Origin of the sequence: Fontibacillus panacisegetis (assembly GCF_900102215.1) — a bacterium.
GTDB classification, from domain to species: domain Bacteria; phylum Bacillota; class Bacilli; order Paenibacillales; family Paenibacillaceae; genus Fontibacillus; species Fontibacillus panacisegetis.
Genome location: NZ_FNBG01000036.1, coordinates 12,857 through 31,890, shown reverse-complemented (window position 1 = coordinate 31,890; position 19,034 = coordinate 12,857). Strand labels below are relative to the sequence as shown.

The following is a 19,034-nucleotide window of genomic DNA, read 5'->3' as shown; positions in this document are numbered from 1 at the left end:
GCAGTCGCGGAAGAAATCGTATTGTCCAAAATAGATTTGCGAAAGAAAATTGTGGCGTACACATTGGAAAAGAAGAAAATGACCCATCTATCGGCTAGAGTAGGCATCGTGCTTGATGTTACAGGATCTATGCGGACCTTGTATAGGAATGGAACGGTCCAAGATGTTGTTGAGCGTATATTGGCCGTGGCTAGCAAATTTGATGACAATGCTGCTTTGGATGTGTGGGTCTATGATCATGAATTCAGCCGATTACCCACTGTGACGGAGCGGGATTTCATTTCCTACGTAAATACTCAAGTTTTGAATAATTCGAAAATCCATAAGTATGGCCGCAATAATGAGCCTCGAGTTATGAAGGATGTCATTAAGAAATATACCATCGAAGAACAATCAAGCCTACCTGTATTCATTATCTTTATCAATGATGGAGGCGTAGTGAAGCCGACTAAAAAAGCGATCGTAGACTCAGCGATTCATCCAATATTTTGGCAGTTCGTGGGGATCGGAGATTCTGATTTTGAAGTACTAAAGCAGCTGGATACGATGGAAGGGCGGATTGTCGATAATGCAAATTTCATTCATTTAAAAGATATTTCAGCGGTACCCGATGAAATGCTGTATGACCAGCTCCTGAATGAATTTCCGAAGTGGATCAAGGATGCGACAGAGAAAAGGATTATCCGGTGATAATGCAGCTTTTTCCCATTTCCGTTCTACTAACGGGGAACAATAGTTAAGTCAGGCTAAGTTATGTTAGGAGCAGACATGCAGACAGGTTGATTACGCACTTCCTCAAACAACTTCAGCATCACATTCAGGCGAATTGTGGTTTTGTACAGCCACGGTTCGCCTCCTTCTGTTCAAGGCCTTGTCTAATTTGATTAATTCGGTTTAATCCCCATACATGCAAAGCAGATTCCTGTATCCGTAATTTGCGCTGGGCCATAGCTTAAATGATCAAGATTCCGTACATAGTGGGATTTTATCGGGTTTTTGTAATAAATAATCATTAAAATTTAGTGATTAATGGTTTGTTATGTTACTCAATATATGTTAAGCTTAAATTATGTAACATTACTTCGGAGGGATTATCTGTGCAATATGTAAATCCGATTCGAGACGTCGAGACCATTCAAGCGATGAAAGAGGAGTTGAGAAAGAGCTCAATAAGAGACCTGTTGTTGTTTGTGCTGGGAATTAATACAGGGATCAGTCTTCTTGATTTGCTGCACCTTACTGTGCAGGATGTTTGGGATGGTCAGGGTGCTAGGCAGTTTCTTTATATTAAGGATGAAAAAACAGGGGAAGAAAAGGCTTATTACTTAAACAACAAGATTGCGGAAATTTTAAAGGAGTATTTATCCAGTATCGATTGGAAGGCAGAGGATTATTTATTCAAGTCGAAGAAGGATTGCCGGCCAATAACTCGTCAGCAGGTTTACCGCATAATTAATCATTCAGCCAGGGAGGTAGGAATTTCAGAGAAAATCGGGGCACATACGCTGAGAAAGACATTTGGTTATCATGCGTATCATAAGGGAATTGCCATTTCCATCATAAAGTCGATTCTAAATCATCACTCGACAGCGGAAACATTAAAGTATTTAGGAGTCAATAAGAGCGAGAGGCTGCCTATAAAAGTAGATGTGAATTTATAGGGGTTCCGTTTTTTAACAAGATCAAAACTCCCCACATTGATGATGCGGAGAGTTTTGATAACACATGAGGAAAGTTATTCCTTTTTATTCATCTTCGTTGTCCAGATTCATCGCTGCATGAATATCCACGTTTTTTAATTCGGTGACAATTCCATCGATAACCAGAACTTGCAAAGTTTCAGCGTTTTTCATAAAGCGGAAAATTCCATTATCAAAATCAGTATCAATTTCCTTGAAGAAAATGCCCTCATATTCGGTATCTTTTTCATGATTGAAGCTCAGTTGATACTTATCTCCATCCTTAATTAAATAAGCACGAACACCCTTATCATAAATCCCTTCTTCATCCCGGATATAACGGGCAACAGAAACAATGTGCAAGTCAACGAATGGGATATCACGTACCAAGGAATTAATAATCGAGCCTTTCGTGATTTGTTCCCACCGACTATGGGCCGTCTGGCCGAGAATGATTTGAGTAATGTTTTTATCTCTAGCTACTTCTGTAATGACTTTGGAAACAGGGCGGCTTTCATTATCCTTCATAATAAATTGTGCAGATTCATGAGAATTGGCGAATTCTTTCCATTGTTCAATATAAAATACTTTCTCGGCATCCAGTTCATCGAACGGCTTCGGATCAATGGTCAAAATATAGAGTGGGGCCTTTAGCATATTGGCGATCTTACAGCCACGCTTGATTAACCGTTCTCCATTTGGTCCATAATAAACGCAAACAAGGATACTTTCATTATACAGATTGTCCATTTTAAACATTTCACCTCAAGTTTAATAGTAAGGCTCCTTTAAACTATGTAAGACTATAATTGATGTTAAGACAAGAGTCAAACCATATTTAAGACAATATGATTAACAAAATCATAAGTGGGGAGGAGTACTTTGATTACGTTATATATCTTTATTTTTTTGCCGTTTATTTTTGCGCTGCTTGTCCCCTTTTTGTATAAGCATTTGAATCGCCGGGCACATACAGGCTGGTTCGTATTATTGGTACCATTATCCATCTTTATCTACTTGGTGAGATATATACCTGATGTTGCATCCGGGGCAACATTTGAATATACCCTGTCATGGATACCGACCTTCGGAATTAATATAACATCTTACATTGATGGTCTCGGCTTGCTGTTTGGTCTGCTTATTACAGGTGTCGGAAGCTTGGTCATCATCTATTCTATTTTTTATATGTCCAAGGTGCGAGAGGCTCTCCATAACTTTTATATATACCTGCTCATGTTCATGGGTGCGATGCTGGGGCTGGTATTTTCGGATCACTTATTAGTTTTATATGGGTTTTGGGAGTTGACCAGTGTTTCATCCTTCTTGCTAATCGCCTATTGGTATGAGCGAAAGGGCTCGCGTCAAGGCGCATTAAAAGCGATGATGATTACTGTATTTGGCGGCTTCGGCATGTTAGCCGGGTTTATTATGCTCATCATGATGGGAGATACCTACAGTATTCGGGAGATCATCGCGAATATTGATGTTATACAGGGACATGCGCTGTTTATTCCTGCGCTGCTTTGTATTCTATTAGGAGCTTTTACAAAATCAGCTCAGTTTCCGTTTGGTATTTGGCTTCCGGATGCTATGGAGGCGCCAACTCCGGTGAGTAGCTACCTCCATTCTGCGACAATGGTCAAAGCCGGAATTTATTTAGTAGCAAGGATGACTCCGGTATTCGGCGGCAGCCCGGTGTGGTTCTGGCTTGTAGCCGGAATTGGTCTCATTACGCTCCTGTATGGTTCATTGACAGCTCTGAGACAGACTGATTTGAAGGCGTTGCTGGCTTATTCTACGATTAGCCAACTGGGATTAATCATGAGCTTGCTCGGCATCGGTTCTTTAGCGGTTTATTTTGGACCCGGTGAGAGCGGGACTGTGTTCACGGTAGCTACCTTTGCTGCCTTGTTCCATCTGTTTAATCACTCCACCTTTAAAGGCAGCTTATTTATGGTCGTCGGTATTATTGACCATGAGACAGGCAGACGGGATATTCGCTATCTGGGCGGCTTGATGCAGGTGATGCCGATTACGTTCACGATCGCTTTGGTAGGCGGCTTATCGATGGCGGGATTGCCGCCATTTAACGGGTTTTTGAGTAAGGAAATGTTCTTTGCCGCGGTGAATGACGTATCCCAAGCCGGTATTTTCGGCTTGAGCAAGATCGGTATGCTGTTCCCGATCATTGCTTGGGTAGCCAGCATATTTACGTTTGTGTACTGCATGATTTTCATATTCAAAACCTTTGGAGGGGTGTATCGTCCTGAGAAGCTGACGCGAAAAGTGCATGAGGCGCCTCTCGGAATGTTGATTTCTCCAATCATATTAGGCTTGTTGGTTGTATTCATTTTCTTCTTCCCGAATGTGTTAGGCAAATACATTCTTACTCCTGCATTAACATCAATTTTACCGATGATGCCGTTTACTCCTTACGATGTAAAAATCAGCGCATGGCATGGGCTGAACCTGGAGCTCCTGATGACATTCGGAGTAATCGCTATCGGCTTCATTCTCTTCAAAACAGCGAAGCGATGGATTCACATCGTACGAAGTTATCCGCAGGGATTAATGTTGAATCATTGGTATAATCAGGGCGTATCCGGCACAGAAAGGCTCTCGGCATCGCTCACGAATCGATACATGACAGGATCGCTGAGACATTATTTGATATACATTTTTTCGTTTTTTGTTTTGTTGCTGCTAGGCTCGCTTTTGCTGTTCCATGGTATTCAGTTTGATTTCTCGAATAACGCAGCCATAAGTATTTATGATATCGGGCTTGTGATAGCCATGATTATCGCCTCGTTAACGGTATTGCTTGCCAGCAATCGGATACTGGCTATTGTTGCATTAGGCGCGTTAGGCTATATGGTTTCTATGTTCTTTGTTATCTTCCGCGCTCCCGACCTGGCATTGACGCAAATGGTTGTGGAGACTGTAACGACGGTTCTGTTCTTGCTGTGCTTCTATCATTTGCCGAAGCTGAAGAAGAGCATCGATCGTATTCCTTTTAAACTGACGAATCTGATCATATCGGTCGCTATGGGATTAACGGTAACTTTATTGGCACTGGCCGCGAATGGCCATAAGCTGTTTGAACCCATCACGGCGTTTTTTGAAAATGCATATGAGCTGGCTGGAGCTAAAAATATTGTCAATGCCATTCTGGTGGATTTCCGCGGCTTTGATACCATGCTGGAGATATCCGTTCTAACAATTGCTGGATTGGGTGTGTATATATTGGTTCATCAGCGTTCCAAAAGGAGGGAGCAACGTGAAACCGAATGATGTGATTTTGAGAAGTGTAACCCGAGTGGCCGCTGTAATTATTTTGACCTTCTCGATCTATTTGTTTATGAATGGTCATCATCATCCGGGTGGAGGGTTTATTGGAGGGCTGAGTACAGCATCAGCTATTGTCCTTTTGTATCTTTCGTTTGGAATCGAGAAGGTCAGGGAAAATATACGGACCGACTTTAAGAAGCTGGCAGCCATCGGCGTGCTGATTGCGATTGGAACGGGGACAGCCAGCGTACTCTTTGGCAAACCGTTTTTAACTCAGACCTTTGGTCATGTGGATTTACCTATTTTTGGAGATACCGAGCTTGCTTCTGCCTTAATTTTTGACACCGGAGTTGCTTTAGCTGTTATAGGCACTGCGGTCAATATTATTTTAAGCATAAGTGAGGATCGGTAATATGGAGACGCTAATTGTCATACTTGTCGGTATCTTAATATCCATTGGAACTTATTTGATTTTATCAAGGCAATTTCTGCGGATTGTGCTTGGAGCATCTATTGTGGGGCATGCAGTGAATTTACTGCTCATTACTTCCGGGGGCCTGAAGACAGGGAGTGCGCCCCTTCTTGGAGAGAAAACAGCAGGCTTTACGGATGCTATTCCGCAAGCATTGATTTTAACAGCCATCGTCATTAATTTTGCGGTGACCGCACTAGTACTAGTTTTATGTTATCGAGCCTATCAAAACTTCGGGACGGATGACATGGAGCAATTAAGGGGAAGTGAGCATGAATAATTTATTGATTACTCCAGTTGTTATTCCCCTGTTAACGGGAATGGTACTCATTATTTTTCAGAGAAATATACAGCTTCAGCGAGTTCTTAGTTTAATTGCCTTAATAGTTACAAGTGTTATTTCCGTGCTATTGATGAATCAGATCAAAAATGATGGGATTCAAACCTTGCAGCTGGGCGGCTGGGAAGCGCCGTTTGGCATTAGCTTTGTGGGTGACATGTTCAGTGCTTTGCTGCTGCTGGCAACCTCCATTGTTTCAATAGGCTGTCTGATCTATGCATTTTCATCGATTGGCCGAAAGCAAGAAAAGCTTTATTTTTACCCTTTGTTTCTGTTTCTGATCACAGGTGTTAACGGTTCGTTTTTGACGGGGGACTTATTTAATTTATATGTCTTTTTTGAGGTGTTTCTAGTTGCTTCTTATGTGTTAATCACAATGGGCGGAGATAAGAGACAGCTGCAGGAATCGTTGAAATACATTTTTACGAACATTATTTCGTCAGCTTTCTTTCTAATAGGTGTTGCTTATTTATACTCAATGACAGGTACATTGAACCTCGCTCATTTATCGATCAGGATATCTGAGGTCGGTCAGGATGGGTTAATTACAACCGTTGCATTTTTATTTCTGATTGTTTTCGCCTTAAAGGCGGGGCTGCTGCTCTTTTTCTGGCTGCCAGGCTCATACAGTGTACCGCCAACTGCAATAGCAGGTATTTTTGCGGCGCTGCTCACCAAGGTTGGTATCTATGCGATGATTAGAATGTTTACCCTCATTTTCTATCATGAACCGCAGATTACCCATTTGTTTATAGGAATATTAGCTGCTGTTACTATGGTTTTAGGTGGCATCGGAGCGATCGGTTATTGGGATTTGCGAAAAATACTAACGTACAATGTGGTCATAAGCGTCGGATTTATTATGGCTGGACTGGTCTCCATGACACCGGCCGGTATGACGGGCTCTATATATTATTTAATTCACGATATGCTGATTAAGGCGCTTGTATTTTTGATTGGCGGAACGGTTATTCATATAGCCGGAACTAGTGATTTGAAGCAAATTAGCGGCTTGATTCGCCACCATCCCCGGTTAGGCTGGATGTTCTTCATTGCAGCACTATCCATGGTAGGTATTCCGCCGTTAAGCGGCTTCCTTGGTAAGGTATTTATTACTAAAGGCACCTTTGAGTCCGGTTATTTCTGGCTCGGAGGAATCGGTCTGTTGGCTAGCCTGTTCATTTTATACTCTATGATCAAGATCTTCATGAACGCTTTTTGGGGTGAAACGATTCTGAGTGAAGAGGAAGAGAAGGGGACAACTAAAGGCTTGCTGCTTCCAATTGCTCTATTGACCGTCGGCAGTCTCACTTTAGGATTTGGTGCTGAAGGAATTGCCGGTCATGTGGCCCAAGCTGCAGAGGAATTGTTGAATCCGAGTCTCTATATTAGTGCAGTGTTTGACTAAAGGGGGAGATGACTTTGCCCGTTCAGGTTTTATTAAATATTTTTATTGCTTACTTGTGGATGTTTTTGCAGGATAGTACGAGCATGATTAACTTTATCAGCGGATATTTTGTCGGTCTATTTATCCTGTTCTGTATGCGCCGTTTTTTTAAAAAGCCGTTCTATCTCTACACTCTGGCTGCTGTTGGCAAGCTGCTAATCATTTTCATACATGAGCTGGGCATTTCCTCGCTGATGGTCATGAAGCATGTACTCCGTCCTAAAATTGATGTCAAACCGGGGATTTTCAGGATCGAGACGGATATGGAGGGAGATATGGAAATCACGCTCTTATCTTTATTGATCTGCTTAACGCCAGGCTCGGTCGTTATGGAGATAGCTCCTGATTCAAAGGCTATGTACATTCATGGTCTGAATATGCCCGAGTCCAAAGAGGCTGTATTAAAGTCAAAATCTGTGTTCGAAAAAGCAATAAAGGATGTGACAAGAAAGTGATACTTGAGACGATTATGATCATCGCTTTATGTCTGTTAATGCTGGCGATCCTGGCCAATTTATATCGAGTTGTAAAAGGGCCGTCCAGTGCGGATCGTGTTCAAGCGTTGGATTCTATCGGCATTAATTTGATCGCTAGTATTGCCGTGTACTCCGTGTTATTGCATACCCATGCTTTTTTTGATCTAATATTGCTGATCGGAATCCTGTCATTTATAGGGACGGTTGCGTTTGCCAGGTTTATTGAAAGAGGTGTTGTTATTGAGCGGAAGCGGTGAAGTAGTCGGCGTTATCCTTATACTAATCGGAGCTGCGATTAGCTTGATCAGCGCGATCGGGAATGTTCGATTGCCGGATGTGTATACAAGGTCTCATGCTGCATCTAAAAGTTCTACGCTTGGCGTGCTGTGTACGTTGGTTGGAACATTGCTGTACTTCGTAATTTCTGACGGTTATTTCAGCATCCGCCTCATCTTGGGTATCGTTTTTGTATTTCTGACTGCTCCGGTGGCTGCTCATGTGATTTGCCGGGCTGCCTATCGTCATCAAGTGCCGTTAGCAGAGGGAACCGCTCAAGACGAATTGAAGGACTATTATATGGAGAATGAGAACATAGACAATAAGGCTAACCTTATCGAGAAAGAGGTTAAGCTTCAGGTTACAGAGTAATCAATACACCAAAGACCACCCTAAAAGTAACTACTGCAAAAGTACATCTTTTTTTCGGAATGCTAATCAGCCATGTGGAATTCATGCAAAAGTGCACCTTTTTTGAGCTAAAACGCAGATTCTGGCTCAATAAGAGTAATAAAACTGCACTTTTGCAGGCTGTTCAGTTGGATTGGTGATATAGATTCCGAAAAAATGCACTTTTGCAGCAATTTACTAAAAGGTGGTCTTTCTACTTTTTATCCTATCTACACAATTATTGCCCCTTCTTAGTTACTGGCACATAGATGTCCATTACGGTATCGGGACGGAAGTGACAACGCTCATCATAATATTCAAAGTCTAGCTTCGTGTCATCATATTCATAACCGCTGTCCTTGAACCATTCCTGGAAAATATACTGCCAGGTTAGTTTTATTGTGTTTGAAAAATCTTCCTGATTCGCTCCACCGTTCTTCTCGCCGGCTGTTACATCAACTGGGAGTGTGGTAAAGACAGCATAGGTAGCTTCAGGTACATCAAGGGTGATCATGTCAGGAGTCACTTTTCCAAAGTCTTCAACAATGACACCAAACAAATAGATCAAGCTGTCGCTATCTCTGGACTCCGGCACACAAATTCCGACTTCCCCATGCTTTGAGGGGTTAAGCTGGTCATACAATTTACACTCCCAACCATTGATGTCGTAATTGTCCCAGAATGCTGCAACATCTTTAGTAAAGCTCCCATCTGCAATATTCGTTTTTATTCCGTACCCTGCAATTTTGAAAGATGGTTTTGTGATTATTTTAGGAACCATATGCCAACCTCCGTACTCAATTGTTTTCTTGCCAGAAATGTATTCTTGAATTCCAGTCATCCTTACGGCATATTGTGTTGGACTATATCCAAACTCCTTACGAAATGCTTTTGTAAACCCGCTTTGAGTTTCGAATCCATAATCTAACGCGATATCAAGGATTCGTCTGCCTTTATATAGCTCCGTTGATGCAACTGACAGACGCCTTTTTCGGACATATTCCATGACAGGTATCCCCATACATATTTGAAAAACCCTGCAGAAATGATACAAGGAGTATCCAACATGCTGAGAAATCATTTCGATTGTCAGTCTTTCTTTAATGTTGGCTTCGATGTATTCAATACTGCGTTCGATATCTGTACTATAATTCAATGCTTCATCATTCCTTTTCCCCGTACGGTTGACTTTATTATAGCAACAACCGGGAGTCCGGATTGTTCCTGCTTTGCTCTTTATAATCTACCGCAAAGATTCTAGCAATGTCCCTGGTCTTGCAAAAAGATAGACGATAACGTGATAATCCCTATAATATTAGAGTTAGTTAGGGCGGGGAAATGATCTTGTGAAAATGCCTTTGCAATCATCTCGTATAAAGCGGAAAGGAAGGTTCTAATATGTCGACAGAAGAAACCAAGAGAACTGATTTATCTATAACGGCAACAAACAAAGAGGAAGCGACTCAAACCTTTAAAGCAACGGAAAAGCATGTCAAAATCATCGGGCGAACGTACTATTACAATGATGTGTTATGGCTTGCTTTGTCCGGTGGCGGTGTAGAATTTTCTTTTATTGGTAAAAAAGCAGAGGTTACAATAAAAGGCGATCCTGTAGCGTTAAGTGACAACAATCAGGCTAGAATTGGCATTTACGTAAATGGAAAACGAGTGATTGATGACATGGTGAATAAGACTTTGAAAACATATACCCTGTTCGAAAGTGAGTCGGAGCAGGACGTCACGGTAAGGATCATTAAACTATCAGAAGCGGCTATGTCAACTATTGGGATTCACGGAATCACAGTGGATAGCAAAGAGGGAATTAAGCCAACCTCGGACAATGTACATAAAATCGAGTTTGTTGGCGATTCGATCACTTGCGGCTATGGCGTTGATGGTGAAAATGAGCAGCATTCTTTTTCCACAAGTACTGAGGATGTCACGAAAGCCTATGCTTATAAAGCCGTTCAGGAGCTTCAGGCAGACTATAGTATGGTTTCGTATAGCGGTTACGGAATTATTTCAGGTTTTACGCATAACGATCAAAAATTAACCTCGCAGCTTCTACCTGATTACTACGAAAAGGTAGGCAAATCCGATGGAAAATTTGACGGCGTACTGGAGCCTCAATCCGTAAGCTGGGATTTCAATAAGTTTATACCCGATCTTATCGTCATTAATCTGGGAACGAATGATGATTCGTACACCAAGGATGATGCTGACAAGCAGGCAGAGTATGCTGAACAATATATTGAATTTCTTAAAATGGTTAGACGGAATAATGCCAATGCCACAATTCTATGTACGCTGGGGATCATGGGAGACAGACTGTACCCCTTCCTTGAACAAGCGGTTAATGATTATACGAAGGAAACCGGTGATGCTAACCTTGCAGCTATGAAGTTTGACGTGCAGTTGACCGCTGATGGCTACGGAGCCGACTGGCACCCGTCTGTAACAACCCACAGCAAAGCAGCGGAAAAACTAATACCTCAAATCAAAGGACTTATGAAGTGGGAATAATGATATAAGAACCATATGATATAATTTTAATAAATCTTTTATTATTGGCAGGAGGATAGAATTTAGAATGGCTATATTGAATAACGACTGGGCGTCTGATTTGGAGCAGGAGTTTACAAAGCCATACTACTTGCAGCTGCGGGAGTTCCTTATCGACGAATATCGAACGAAGAGCATTTATCCTGATAAATACGATATTTTTAATGCACTGCATTATACGTCGTTGGCTGACACTAAGGTGGTAATTTTGGGTCAGGACCCTTATCATGGACCGGGGCAAGCTCATGGATTAAGCTTCTCCGTTAAACAGGGTATAGGTACACCTCCATCCTTGCAAAATATGTTTAAGGAGCTGCAGGATGACTTGGGCTGCTTCATTCCGAATAACGGGCATTTGCTTAAATGGGCGCAGCAAGGAGTATTGCTCCTGAACACGGTGCTCACAGTAAGGGCGCATGAGGCCAATTCTCATAAAAATAAAGGCTGGGAGCATTTCACGGATAAAGTGATTGAAACGATCAATCGGAAAAATGATCCTGTTGTGTTCCTGTTGTGGGGAAGCCACGCTCAGAAGAAAGCGGAGCTCATTACGAACCCACGACATGTGCTTATTCGTTCGCCGCATCCGAGTCCGTTGTCTGCCCATAGAGGATTTTTTGGCAGCAAGCCGTTTTCTCGTGCAAACGAATTTTTACGAAAGACGGGACTTCAAGAAATTGATTGGCAGATTCCTAACTTGTAATGATGAAGATTATAGCACTCATTTCCATACTGAAAACCCGCTCTGTGAGCGGGCTTTCATCTTTTCTGGGGCCTTACTATATCCGCAATATAAAAAAAGCAACCTTTTTGAGCATTATCGGCACTAAGTAAATAATAACTGCATGCAAAGGAGGTGCAAGGGGTACAGCGGTGAACAAAATCAACTCGATGCCTATGAACGTTTGGTAACAGCGGACCGTTTACGTAACTTGCCTCGAAGCCCCTAAAGGGGAATTTCAGATTTTTGTTCATGTGCAATTTCTGCTAGCTCAAACTCATCAACTTCTGAATGAGCTTAAACTAGAGCAATATTTAATTGGCTTGGAGCAGGATGTGTTAATAAACAGATTGAACCATTATTTAACTGAACTAAATGTACTCCACCCTTTTCGAGAGGGTAATGGGAGAACTCAGCGTGAATTTATCCGTTGTTTAGCCCTAAAATCCGGTATTATATCAGGGGTTCGACTCCCTCGTAGGGATGCCCATCACAGAGCTCCGTATATTGGGAGTACCGATAACCGACGATGCCGTTCGAAAAGCTAAGGAAAATGAAAAAGCTGCTGCAAGGACAAAAAAATCACGCAAGAAGGCTTTTCGATCAGGCGAGCCTTGATAATACGCTCCTACATCAGAGCCAGGAGCCACAATTTTGTACGGATGAGTACTGGTTAGTTATCGAAAGACCGGAGCGTGAGGAGGTGCCGTTTGATTTAGAAGAGTTTCTGTGGTATCAGGCTAAGGTAGACCTATCAGAGGAATGGGGGACCCTCGAATACCAATAAAAAACACATATAACCATTGCCAGATCCTGAACTGAGGGCTATTCTGCGAGCTGCGGACGATATCATTGCCGAAGGCGGAAGGACGCTTCTTTCGAAAATCTTGAAAGGTTCAAAGGAACGAAAGTTGTTAGAACTTGGATTAGATCGAACCCCTTCTTAAGGTTATTATAAAGACCTTACATTGGAACAGATCATGGATAAAGTCGATCATATGATTCGAACAGGTTTTCTGGAAAGGAAGGTCAATGGTAAGTATCCCACAATTATATTCACTTCGCGTGGGCGATCGAAAAAGAAAGGCGAGCTGAAGAGTTCGTACAAGAATGGGATTGTTGGCTGTTTGATGAGGAGAATCCTGAATATTACGGGAATGAAGGTTTAAGTTTTCCTAACGAGTGTCCAAGCTGTTTGGAAGATCATCTTCTGCATCGTTAGCATCGCATCTAACCTTGAGCACTCAACTGTTAGATGCGGAATTACCAGAGGATAGGAAACGTATATTAGAGCGTCTATCCCAATTCCCTATACGTTCATGCAAATGTGCCGGAAATGGAAGCTTAACCGCCCAGAAACCTGCTTTAGCCATCGCAGACCAAGTTATCACCATTGATAATACATACGAGCCTTCCATTGTGGCTGAAATCATGAAGGGTAAGATGATCTACTGTGTTGAGTCGATACCTGCTTGGTCTGAAACTGTTTTTTTTGGGGTACAGATGATTGGGTGACATCAAAACCGTGACTACACCCGTAGACACCTGTGTGGCGTTGCCTTCGGACAGGGTTTCGACTCCTCTCGCCTCCATATGCAGAAAAGGCACTGACCTAGTGATCGGTGTCTTTTTCTTTGTCCGCAATCAGGGCTTTTTCTTGTATGGCTTCATTAATCCACAGATTAAACTCATTCTCTTCAAGGGAATGTTCGAAGCGTCCTTGAATATATTCCAAATCTAGCTCTTCGAAGTACATAAGCAGCATACGGTATCCCCATTCACGAGATTCGCCTGATTTCCAGTGAACAGCGGCTCGTAAGCGGTCTAGGATAATATCCTCGAGTCCGATGATATAAACAGTTCTATCAGCTATGGATAGTTCCGTTATTTTATCATAGTCCCCCGCTAAGAAATTTGATGGGATTTCAACTGAAACACCAAGGTCTGCATGAACCCAATTTTTCCCCAGCTTTACAAAGCCTAATGAAGCAAAAACTTCACTAGCTAAGTCATAACCGTTCAAGACAAAATCAATGTCCTGAGTGGTATACCCATTCAAGGTGTAGATTTCTACGGAAAGGCCTCCAACGATAATGGGGCGGATGTCGTGAGGAAGAAGTAGTTCTGTAATGATTGCAGCTGTTTGGATCAATTTTTCAAACTTTGATTTGTCGTGAAGTTGTTCAAGGGCTTCTTTAGCCTTTTGCATATTTCTCAATACGAAGCACCCTCTTTTCTTTATCGTAAGCAATGGTGCCTGATCGGATGCCTTTTAGAATAGTAATCCTGGCTATATAATTTAAAGCTTTTATTTCGTCTGCAGATCTTGGGCGATTACGGGATAAGGACCAGCCCTGTTCGATCGTCATATCTCGAAATTTTGCAACAGCGAGATTCACATCAGGATTACTTTTGCTTAACCTGCTTTGAATATCTTGAAGAGAAAGTTTTCGCATGTGATCCCTCCATTCATTCGATAGTACCATTATAAACGAACCTGTGAAGTTTAACCATGGTTTGAATGGGCACTGCCAGGGTGACATCAAAACCGTGACTAATTAAGAGATGCTTCAGCTTTAAAATTTGGGCTTCAAAGTTCCTTTAGTTTGCCGAGGTCGAGTTGGTAACGCCATTGGCGATCGTGCTGAATATTTTTGATCTGTCTGGCTGTTTCGAGCAGGTTCTTTTGAAGCGTTACAGTCTCAGTTTGAACGGCTCATCTTTTTTTGCTTGGTATTTGGCGGGCTGCTGAACCAAATGGTACAGTATACAATTCCAAACGCAATTCATGACAAAAAGCCCTGATGGATGCTCTGCCCTCGAATGCAGCTTTTCAAATACCTAAAGCCAAGAGCGCTACAGATAAATCAATTTATGATGTGCGTAGTCAGAAGGCGATACACCGATAATTTGTTTGAAAACCCTGCTGAAATAAGAAACGTCACTGTATCCTAAAAATTCAGACAGTTCAGCAACAGTAAACTGGGATTCTTCCAGCATATAGAGCGCTTTTTTTACCCGGATCGAATGGACATATTCGCTTATAGTCTGACCTGTAACGCTGCTGAACAGTGTCGCTGTGTAATTAGGACTTTTTTGTATCACATCGGCCAGATCTTCTTTAGTTATTTTGCTTCGGTAATTCTCACGTATATAGTTTTTCATAAGTTCTGCATACCTGTACTTATCAGGAGTTACTGGGCCTCTGTCCAGTTCACGATTAATATGAATGAGCACCTCGGTGAATACGGATGATGCATAGACTTCATAATACGGCATTTTTTCAGTCCACTGGCTTCCTATTATCTTCATTTTCTCATGTAAAATGCTGAAACATCCCGCTTGAAGATGTGTATGGCTGTCTTTCATTATCAAAGGCAAACTTGTGAAGTCCTGCTTTGTATTGAACTCCACTACATACTTGGAGTGGAAAACAGTGGGGATATATTTCCATTTAAAAGAATTGCCAGGAGGTATTAGAAGAATACCTCCTTTATCCATAATGATCTTCTGATCATTCACCCAATAAACACACTTGCCATAAGTAACTAAACTGAAATAGAAATCGTTTAGAACAGTCTGTTGGTTTTCCTTATTCCATTCCTGCTCATTATCAATACGCAGTCTTTGAATCATTAACACTTCGCACACACCTTTCCGTACTATACTCCATCTATAGTACTAGATTAAATGGAAATATAAATTTATCTTGAATAGAATATAGCAAACGGTAAAGGAGATAGATGTATGCAAAAAACTAAAATTTTATGTACGATGGGACCTTCATGCGAATCGCTTCCGGTATTAAAAGAGATGATCCGTTCAGGCATGAATATTGCAAGACTGAATATGGCTCATGGTGAACTAGAAGAGCACAGCGAAAGAATACGAAAAGTTCGAGCTGCATCGAAAGAAATGAATGTTTCTGTTCCAGTTCTGCTAGATATCAAGGGACCAGAAATAAGAATCGGAAAATTTAAAGAATCAGCCATCGAATTGTCGATCAATGATGAAATTATCCTGACTACAGAACAGGTACTCGGCGATTCAAAAAGAATACCCGTTAACTACGAGGACATGCCGAATGTCCTGAAGCCTGGCTCATGTATCCTAATCGATGACGGGCTGATTGAGTTAACAGTCAATTATATAAGCGGATCGGAAATTAATTGCAAAGTACTTAATGGAGGCACTTTAAAACCGAGAAAAGGCGTAAATCTGCCGGGAGTAAAAACAACGTTGCCGGGCATTACGGAGAGAGATGTTCGCCACATCATGTTCGGACTGGAAAACGGGATCGATATTATTGCGGTATCCTTTGTAAGAAAGGTCGAAGATATTTTAGAAGTCCGAAGAATTTTAAAAGAAAGAAATGCCGAACATATACAAATTATTTCCAAAATAGAAAATGAAGAAGGAGTCGCTAATTTAGACGGGATCATCGAGGTATCTGATGGTATCATGGTAGCCCGAGGTGACCTGGGCGTTGAAATTCAAGTCGAAGAAGTTCCGCTTGTACAGCGTGAAATCATTGTGAAGTGCAACACCGTAGGGAAACCAGTTATTGTAGCCACTCATATGCTTGAGTCTATGCAGATTAACCCAAGGCCGACCCGCGCGGAAGTCAGCGATGTATCTACAGCCGTGCTACAGGGGGCGGATGTATTGATGCTTTCAGGCGAAACTGCTGCTGGGAAATATCCTGTCGAATCTGTACGCACAATGGCAACGGTTGCTGAAAAAGCTGAGACGAGTATCGATTATTCTGAGCAGTTTGCTCTGCGCAAAATAATGAAGTCTGCTAACGTTACTGAAATCATCAGTCAAGCCGCGGCTAGCTCTTCGCTGGAATTAAACGCCAAAGCGATTATTACGCCGACTGAAAGCGGATTTACTGCGCGAATGGTCTCAAAATACCGGCCTAAAGCACCTATTATTGCAATCACACGGCATCCCCATGTGATGATGAAACTATGCTTGATGTGGGGTGTTATACCCGTGATGGGTAGTGAGGTGCGATCAACGGATGAAATGTTTGCATCCGCTATAGAAAACAGCTGCAAGACAGGATTATTGAAAGACGGGGACTTCGTTGTTATATCAGCCGGCGTTCCCATCGGTAAATCCGGAAGCACCAATTTAATCAAAATCCAGCAAATATCGTCCAGGCAGGCCTAAGTGGAAAAGCTTCGTTGCCCATAATCTACTTATGAAGTAGGCAATAGACCAAAAATATGACGATAGGGCTGTCGATGAGATATTCTTCCCAACCATTCAAGCAAGATATGTTAAGATGAACGGCGCGCAGAGAGCGATGTCGCGCGGGTATTCGTTTTGGGAGAGGGTTTATCGATAAGTAGTGAGCAAGCCCGGGGCCTGAGGGGAGGTCTCCGGTTTTTTCTTTTGATTGTTCTTCGAATCCAGCCGTTCCGACCTACATATAGCGACCACCTATCTGATGCCGGACACTCCATCATGCGCTTTCTTTTACTGAGGGAGAGTATTGTTACGAGGGTGTCTTTTGCTATGTACAGGAACTGCAAGGGGAAGCCTATTTATTGATTTCTTAGTGTTATGTTTGGATACAGCGGGAATCATCGAATTCATACTTACTTGGAAATAATACGGAAGGATAAAATGTTTTTTTGGCGAAATTATGTAAGATGTCTATTATGCCATACGAGTGCTCAAGAAAACTTTGAAAAAGGGAGGACGAAATGATAGAAATAAATAATTATTCAGAGGTTGCTTTTTTGAATTGGATTTCTTCACCACGTTCCCTGTGCTTGATATAAATTGCTTCACCTCGTCTTCGTTCATCTTGCCAAATCCGCCTTTGGGTAGCGTATCCTGATTGGGGAACAGGCGGTCATAGGATTCCATGCCGATCTGATATCTTTTGTTCATGGTTAAACTCAGCAAAGTCATCCCAAATCTTCTGGCAGTCGCAGCCTCAATATTATGACTGAAGAAAATCCAGATATGCCCCCCATTGCCAGAGCGTGAGCGCTCTAACAGTGCAGGTAATTCGTGGCTTTTACATAGCTCCATCACGGCAGTAACATCCTGCTTCCAATCATGTTTGTCAAAATCCATGGCTAAAAACCAGCAGGTTTCATCCGGCAGCATTGGATAGATGCCAATCGTCCGGTCTTTTCTTGCATCTAAATGGGCTGACAGCACTTCGCTTGTAAGGGGCATGAAGCTCTGGTGTTTGCAAAATGAGCATTTCACCCGGGGTTTCTCGCAAACGGAAGTCCACTCATTGGCGCAGGCGGGCGAGTATCCGGACTTGCCTTGCTTGTTGCTCCAGCGTATCGGGTATACATCTTCTCTGCCGCGAAAATAACTTTTATACAGGGCGAGCTTGTCCTCTACGGTAGAGTACCGGTAAATATTAGTTTCTCTAACAGTTGTCTCTTTGCTTTCTGTTGCCGGGGAGGTAGAATAAGACATTATTTGTTCATTCGTGCTTGTCCATTGATTGTTCCTCGCGTTTTATTTATATTATACCTTGTAAGCTACAGAGTAATAATAACCGAATTAAGGAGATTATAATGCCAAAATTAAGAAACTCAACCATTAAAAAGCATCTGAACAATCTTACGAAGGAAGAGCTTGAGGCTGAAGTCTTGAATTTGGCCAAAAAATACCCGATCATTCAAGAGCATTATTTTTCAGTGTTATTTCCTGATCAAGTTGAGGTCTTAAGCAAGTACAAGAAAATTATTGAGAAGGAATTTGGATACCGCAAGGGAGAGATTTTGCGATACCCGATTATAAAGAAAGCAATTAAGGACTTCAGTAATGTTTCAAACAACAAGGAGCAAATTGCAGAAATAATGGTTTTTACAGTGGAATGTGGAGTGGACTTCACGCTTTCATTTGGAGACATTGGTCAGAAATTCTACCATACTATAGCAAGCATATATGAACAAGCCTTAAAGCATATTGTAGACAATCAATTAGAAGAGAAATTTGTAGATCGATGCAACAAATTGATGCAGAGAAGTCTGAATATTGGCTGGGGTTTTGGATTTGATATGATAGATTTGTATAGTGTCTATTTAGGACATATGGATGAAGAAGACCTTGAGTAGCGTATACGGATGAATTATTTAACCGTAAGGATTGCCACTGGGCAAAAATTTGAGATTACTTACAATGTAGCCAGAAATCGCACTGAGCTTGCTAGTCATGAATGAACCAGAGTCTGTTAAATCTAGCAAATTGGAGGAGGCTATGAGCACAGAACAGGGTCTCGAAGAAGAGGAAGCTTTTGTGGCTGGATTTCTGGAAGGCTACCGCTTTATAAAAGAACTCCAGCGATCGGGCGGAGGTCTGACTCTGGTTTAGAAGTTACAAACCTACTGTAATAAT

The 19,034-nt window shown here is 42.0% G+C and carries 21 protein-coding genes; 15 read left to right on the top strand and 6 right to left on the bottom strand.

Features of this window, described 5'->3' with window-relative positions; translation table 11 throughout:
* The first annotated feature begins 21 nt into the window (after positions 1–21).
* Positions 22–690, top strand: coding sequence for a vWA domain-containing protein (locus tag BLS49_RS25400; RefSeq protein ID WP_245742671.1), 669 nt, complete (start codon positions 22–24; stop codon positions 688–690).
* 407 nt (positions 691–1,097) lie between these two features.
* Positions 1,098–1,661: a tyrosine-type recombinase/integrase gene (locus BLS49_RS21330; protein WP_091235588.1), complete on the top strand. Its 564-nt coding sequence runs from the start codon at positions 1,098–1,100 to the stop codon at positions 1,659–1,661.
* Positions 1,662–1,745: 84 nt separating this feature from the next.
* Here the strand turns inward: BLS49_RS21330 and BLS49_RS21325 are convergent, their stop codons facing one another.
* A complete protein-coding gene (locus tag BLS49_RS21325) occupies positions 1,746–2,429 on the bottom strand; it encodes a universal stress protein (protein WP_091235586.1) in 684 nt (227 codons plus the stop codon).
* Between the two features lie 132 nt (positions 2,430–2,561).
* Between BLS49_RS21325 and BLS49_RS21320 the strand changes: the two genes are divergently transcribed.
* Genes BLS49_RS21320 through BLS49_RS21290 form a run of 7 tightly spaced genes read left to right on the top strand, consistent with a single transcriptional unit; the run spans position 2,562 to position 8,353 of the window.
* A complete protein-coding gene (locus BLS49_RS21320; protein ID WP_091235584.1) occupies positions 2,562–4,973 on the top strand; it encodes a Na+/H+ antiporter subunit A in 2,412 nt (803 codons plus the stop codon).
* Positions 4,960–5,382 carry a Na(+)/H(+) antiporter subunit B gene (locus tag BLS49_RS21315; RefSeq protein WP_091235582.1) on the top strand — a complete coding sequence of 141 codons (423 nt, stop codon included), beginning with the start codon at positions 4,960–4,962 and terminating at the stop codon, positions 5,380–5,382. Before BLS49_RS21320 ends, BLS49_RS21315 begins: the two co-directional genes overlap by 14 nt.
* 1 nt (position 5,383) lies before the next feature.
* A complete protein-coding gene (locus BLS49_RS21310; RefSeq protein WP_091235579.1) occupies positions 5,384–5,722 on the top strand; it encodes a Na(+)/H(+) antiporter subunit C in 339 nt (112 codons plus the stop codon).
* Positions 5,715–7,190 carry a Na+/H+ antiporter subunit D gene (locus BLS49_RS21305; protein ID WP_091235577.1) on the top strand — a complete coding sequence of 492 codons (1,476 nt, stop codon included), beginning with the start codon at positions 5,715–5,717 and terminating at the stop codon, positions 7,188–7,190. Before BLS49_RS21310 ends, BLS49_RS21305 begins: the two co-directional genes overlap by 8 nt.
* A 14-nt stretch (positions 7,191–7,204) precedes the next feature.
* On the top strand, positions 7,205–7,684 hold the full coding sequence (locus BLS49_RS21300) for a Na+/H+ antiporter subunit E (protein ID WP_091235575.1): 480 nt from the start codon (positions 7,205–7,207) through the stop codon (positions 7,682–7,684).
* Positions 7,681–7,962, top strand: coding sequence for a Na(+)/H(+) antiporter subunit F1 (locus BLS49_RS21295; protein ID WP_425432170.1), 282 nt, complete (start codon positions 7,681–7,683; stop codon positions 7,960–7,962). Before BLS49_RS21300 ends, BLS49_RS21295 begins: the two co-directional genes overlap by 4 nt.
* Positions 7,946–8,353 carry a Na+/H+ antiporter subunit G gene (locus BLS49_RS21290; protein ID WP_091235574.1) on the top strand — a complete coding sequence of 136 codons (408 nt, stop codon included), beginning with the start codon at positions 7,946–7,948 and terminating at the stop codon, positions 8,351–8,353. The genes BLS49_RS21295 and BLS49_RS21290 overlap by 17 nt, the downstream gene beginning before the upstream one ends.
* A 256-nt stretch (positions 8,354–8,609) precedes the next feature.
* On the opposite strand, the gene BLS49_RS21285 is transcribed toward BLS49_RS21290, so the two are convergent.
* Complete coding sequence (locus tag BLS49_RS21285) at positions 8,610–9,527, bottom strand: AraC family transcriptional regulator (RefSeq protein ID WP_091235572.1); 918 nt, start codon at positions 9,525–9,527, stop codon at positions 8,610–8,612.
* A gap of 242 nt (positions 9,528–9,769) precedes the next feature.
* Between BLS49_RS21285 and BLS49_RS21280 the strand changes: the two genes are divergently transcribed.
* The 4 genes from BLS49_RS21280 to BLS49_RS21265 all read left to right on the top strand — a co-directional run bounded on the left by BLS49_RS21280 (position 9,770) and on the right by BLS49_RS21265 (position 12,441).
* Positions 9,770–10,894 carry an SGNH/GDSL hydrolase family protein gene (locus BLS49_RS21280; protein ID WP_091235570.1) on the top strand — a complete coding sequence of 375 codons (1,125 nt, stop codon included), beginning with the start codon at positions 9,770–9,772 and terminating at the stop codon, positions 10,892–10,894.
* 67 nt (positions 10,895–10,961) lie between these two features.
* Positions 10,962–11,636, top strand: a complete 675-nt coding sequence (locus BLS49_RS21275; protein WP_091235568.1) for a uracil-DNA glycosylase — start codon at positions 10,962–10,964, stop codon at positions 11,634–11,636.
* 272 nt (positions 11,637–11,908) lie between these two features.
* The gene (locus BLS49_RS21270) at positions 11,909–12,202 is read left to right on the top strand and encodes a Fic family protein (RefSeq protein ID WP_245742664.1); all 294 of its coding nucleotides are present in this window, start codon (positions 11,909–11,911) and stop codon (positions 12,200–12,202) included.
* Positions 12,184–12,441, top strand: a complete 258-nt coding sequence (locus BLS49_RS21265) for a hypothetical protein (RefSeq protein WP_091235564.1) — start codon at positions 12,184–12,186, stop codon at positions 12,439–12,441. Before BLS49_RS21270 ends, BLS49_RS21265 begins: the two co-directional genes overlap by 19 nt.
* 825 nt (positions 12,442–13,266) lie before the next feature.
* Here BLS49_RS21265 and BLS49_RS21255 read toward each other — a convergent pair.
* From BLS49_RS21255 to BLS49_RS21245, 3 genes are all read right to left on the bottom strand, one after another.
* The gene (locus tag BLS49_RS21255) at positions 13,267–13,863 is read right to left on the bottom strand and encodes a hypothetical protein (protein WP_245742670.1); all 597 of its coding nucleotides are present in this window, start codon (positions 13,861–13,863) and stop codon (positions 13,267–13,269) included.
* Positions 13,850–14,110 (bottom strand): hypothetical protein, encoded by a 261-nt coding sequence (locus BLS49_RS21250; RefSeq protein ID WP_091235561.1) that lies wholly within the window; start codon positions 14,108–14,110, stop codon positions 13,850–13,852. The genes BLS49_RS21255 and BLS49_RS21250 overlap by 14 nt, the downstream gene beginning before the upstream one ends.
* A gap of 400 nt (positions 14,111–14,510) precedes the next feature.
* The gene (locus BLS49_RS21245; RefSeq protein ID WP_091235610.1) at positions 14,511–15,290 is read right to left on the bottom strand and encodes a helix-turn-helix transcriptional regulator; all 780 of its coding nucleotides are present in this window, start codon (positions 15,288–15,290) and stop codon (positions 14,511–14,513) included.
* A gap of 111 nt (positions 15,291–15,401) precedes the next feature.
* Here BLS49_RS21245 and pyk point away from each other — a divergent pair, with 111 nt between their 5' ends.
* The gene (pyk, locus tag BLS49_RS21240; protein ID WP_091235559.1) at positions 15,402–16,832 is read left to right on the top strand and encodes a pyruvate kinase; all 1,431 of its coding nucleotides are present in this window, start codon (positions 15,402–15,404) and stop codon (positions 16,830–16,832) included.
* A gap of 492 nt (positions 16,833–17,324) precedes the next feature.
* Here the strand turns inward: pyk and BLS49_RS21235 are convergent, their stop codons facing one another.
* The gene (locus BLS49_RS21235; RefSeq protein WP_175471501.1) at positions 17,325–18,110 is read right to left on the bottom strand and encodes a TOTE conflict system archaeo-eukaryotic primase domain-containing protein; all 786 of its coding nucleotides are present in this window, start codon (positions 18,108–18,110) and stop codon (positions 17,325–17,327) included.
* A gap of 101 nt (positions 18,111–18,211) precedes the next feature.
* On the opposite strand from BLS49_RS21235, the gene BLS49_RS21230 reads away from it, so the two are divergent.
* A complete protein-coding gene (locus BLS49_RS21230) occupies positions 18,212–18,754 on the top strand; it encodes a DUF6155 family protein (protein ID WP_091235557.1) in 543 nt (180 codons plus the stop codon).
* Positions 18,755–19,034 lie beyond the last annotated feature (280 nt).

Coding starts and splice junctions, on each gene's coding strand:
- BLS49_RS21325 (WP_091235586.1), bottom strand. CDS start 2,429: ATGGACAATCTGTATAATGAAAGTATCCTTGTTTGCGTTTATTATGGA.
- BLS49_RS21310 (WP_091235579.1), top strand. CDS start 5,384: ATGGAGACGCTAATTGTCATACTTGTCGGTATCTTAATATCCATTGGA.
- BLS49_RS21305 (WP_091235577.1), top strand. CDS start 5,715: ATGAATAATTTATTGATTACTCCAGTTGTTATTCCCCTGTTAACGGGA.
- BLS49_RS21280 (WP_091235570.1), top strand. CDS start 9,770: ATGTCGACAGAAGAAACCAAGAGAACTGATTTATCTATAACGGCAACA.
- BLS49_RS21275 (WP_091235568.1), top strand. CDS start 10,962: ATGGCTATATTGAATAACGACTGGGCGTCTGATTTGGAGCAGGAGTTT.
- BLS49_RS21265 (WP_091235564.1), top strand. CDS start 12,184: ATGCCGTTCGAAAAGCTAAGGAAAATGAAAAAGCTGCTGCAAGGACAA.
- BLS49_RS21255 (WP_245742670.1), bottom strand. CDS start 13,863: ATGCAAAAGGCTAAAGAAGCCCTTGAACAACTTCACGACAAATCAAAG.
- BLS49_RS21250 (WP_091235561.1), bottom strand. CDS start 14,110: ATGCGAAAACTTTCTCTTCAAGATATTCAAAGCAGGTTAAGCAAAAGT.
- BLS49_RS21245 (WP_091235610.1), bottom strand. CDS start 15,290: ATGATTCAAAGACTGCGTATTGATAATGAGCAGGAATGGAATAAGGAA.
- pyk (WP_091235559.1), top strand. CDS start 15,402: ATGCAAAAAACTAAAATTTTATGTACGATGGGACCTTCATGCGAATCG.
- BLS49_RS21235 (WP_175471501.1), bottom strand. CDS start 18,110: ATGTCTTATTCTACCTCCCCGGCAACAGAAAGCAAAGAGACAACTGTT.
- BLS49_RS21230 (WP_091235557.1), top strand. CDS start 18,212: ATGCCAAAATTAAGAAACTCAACCATTAAAAAGCATCTGAACAATCTT.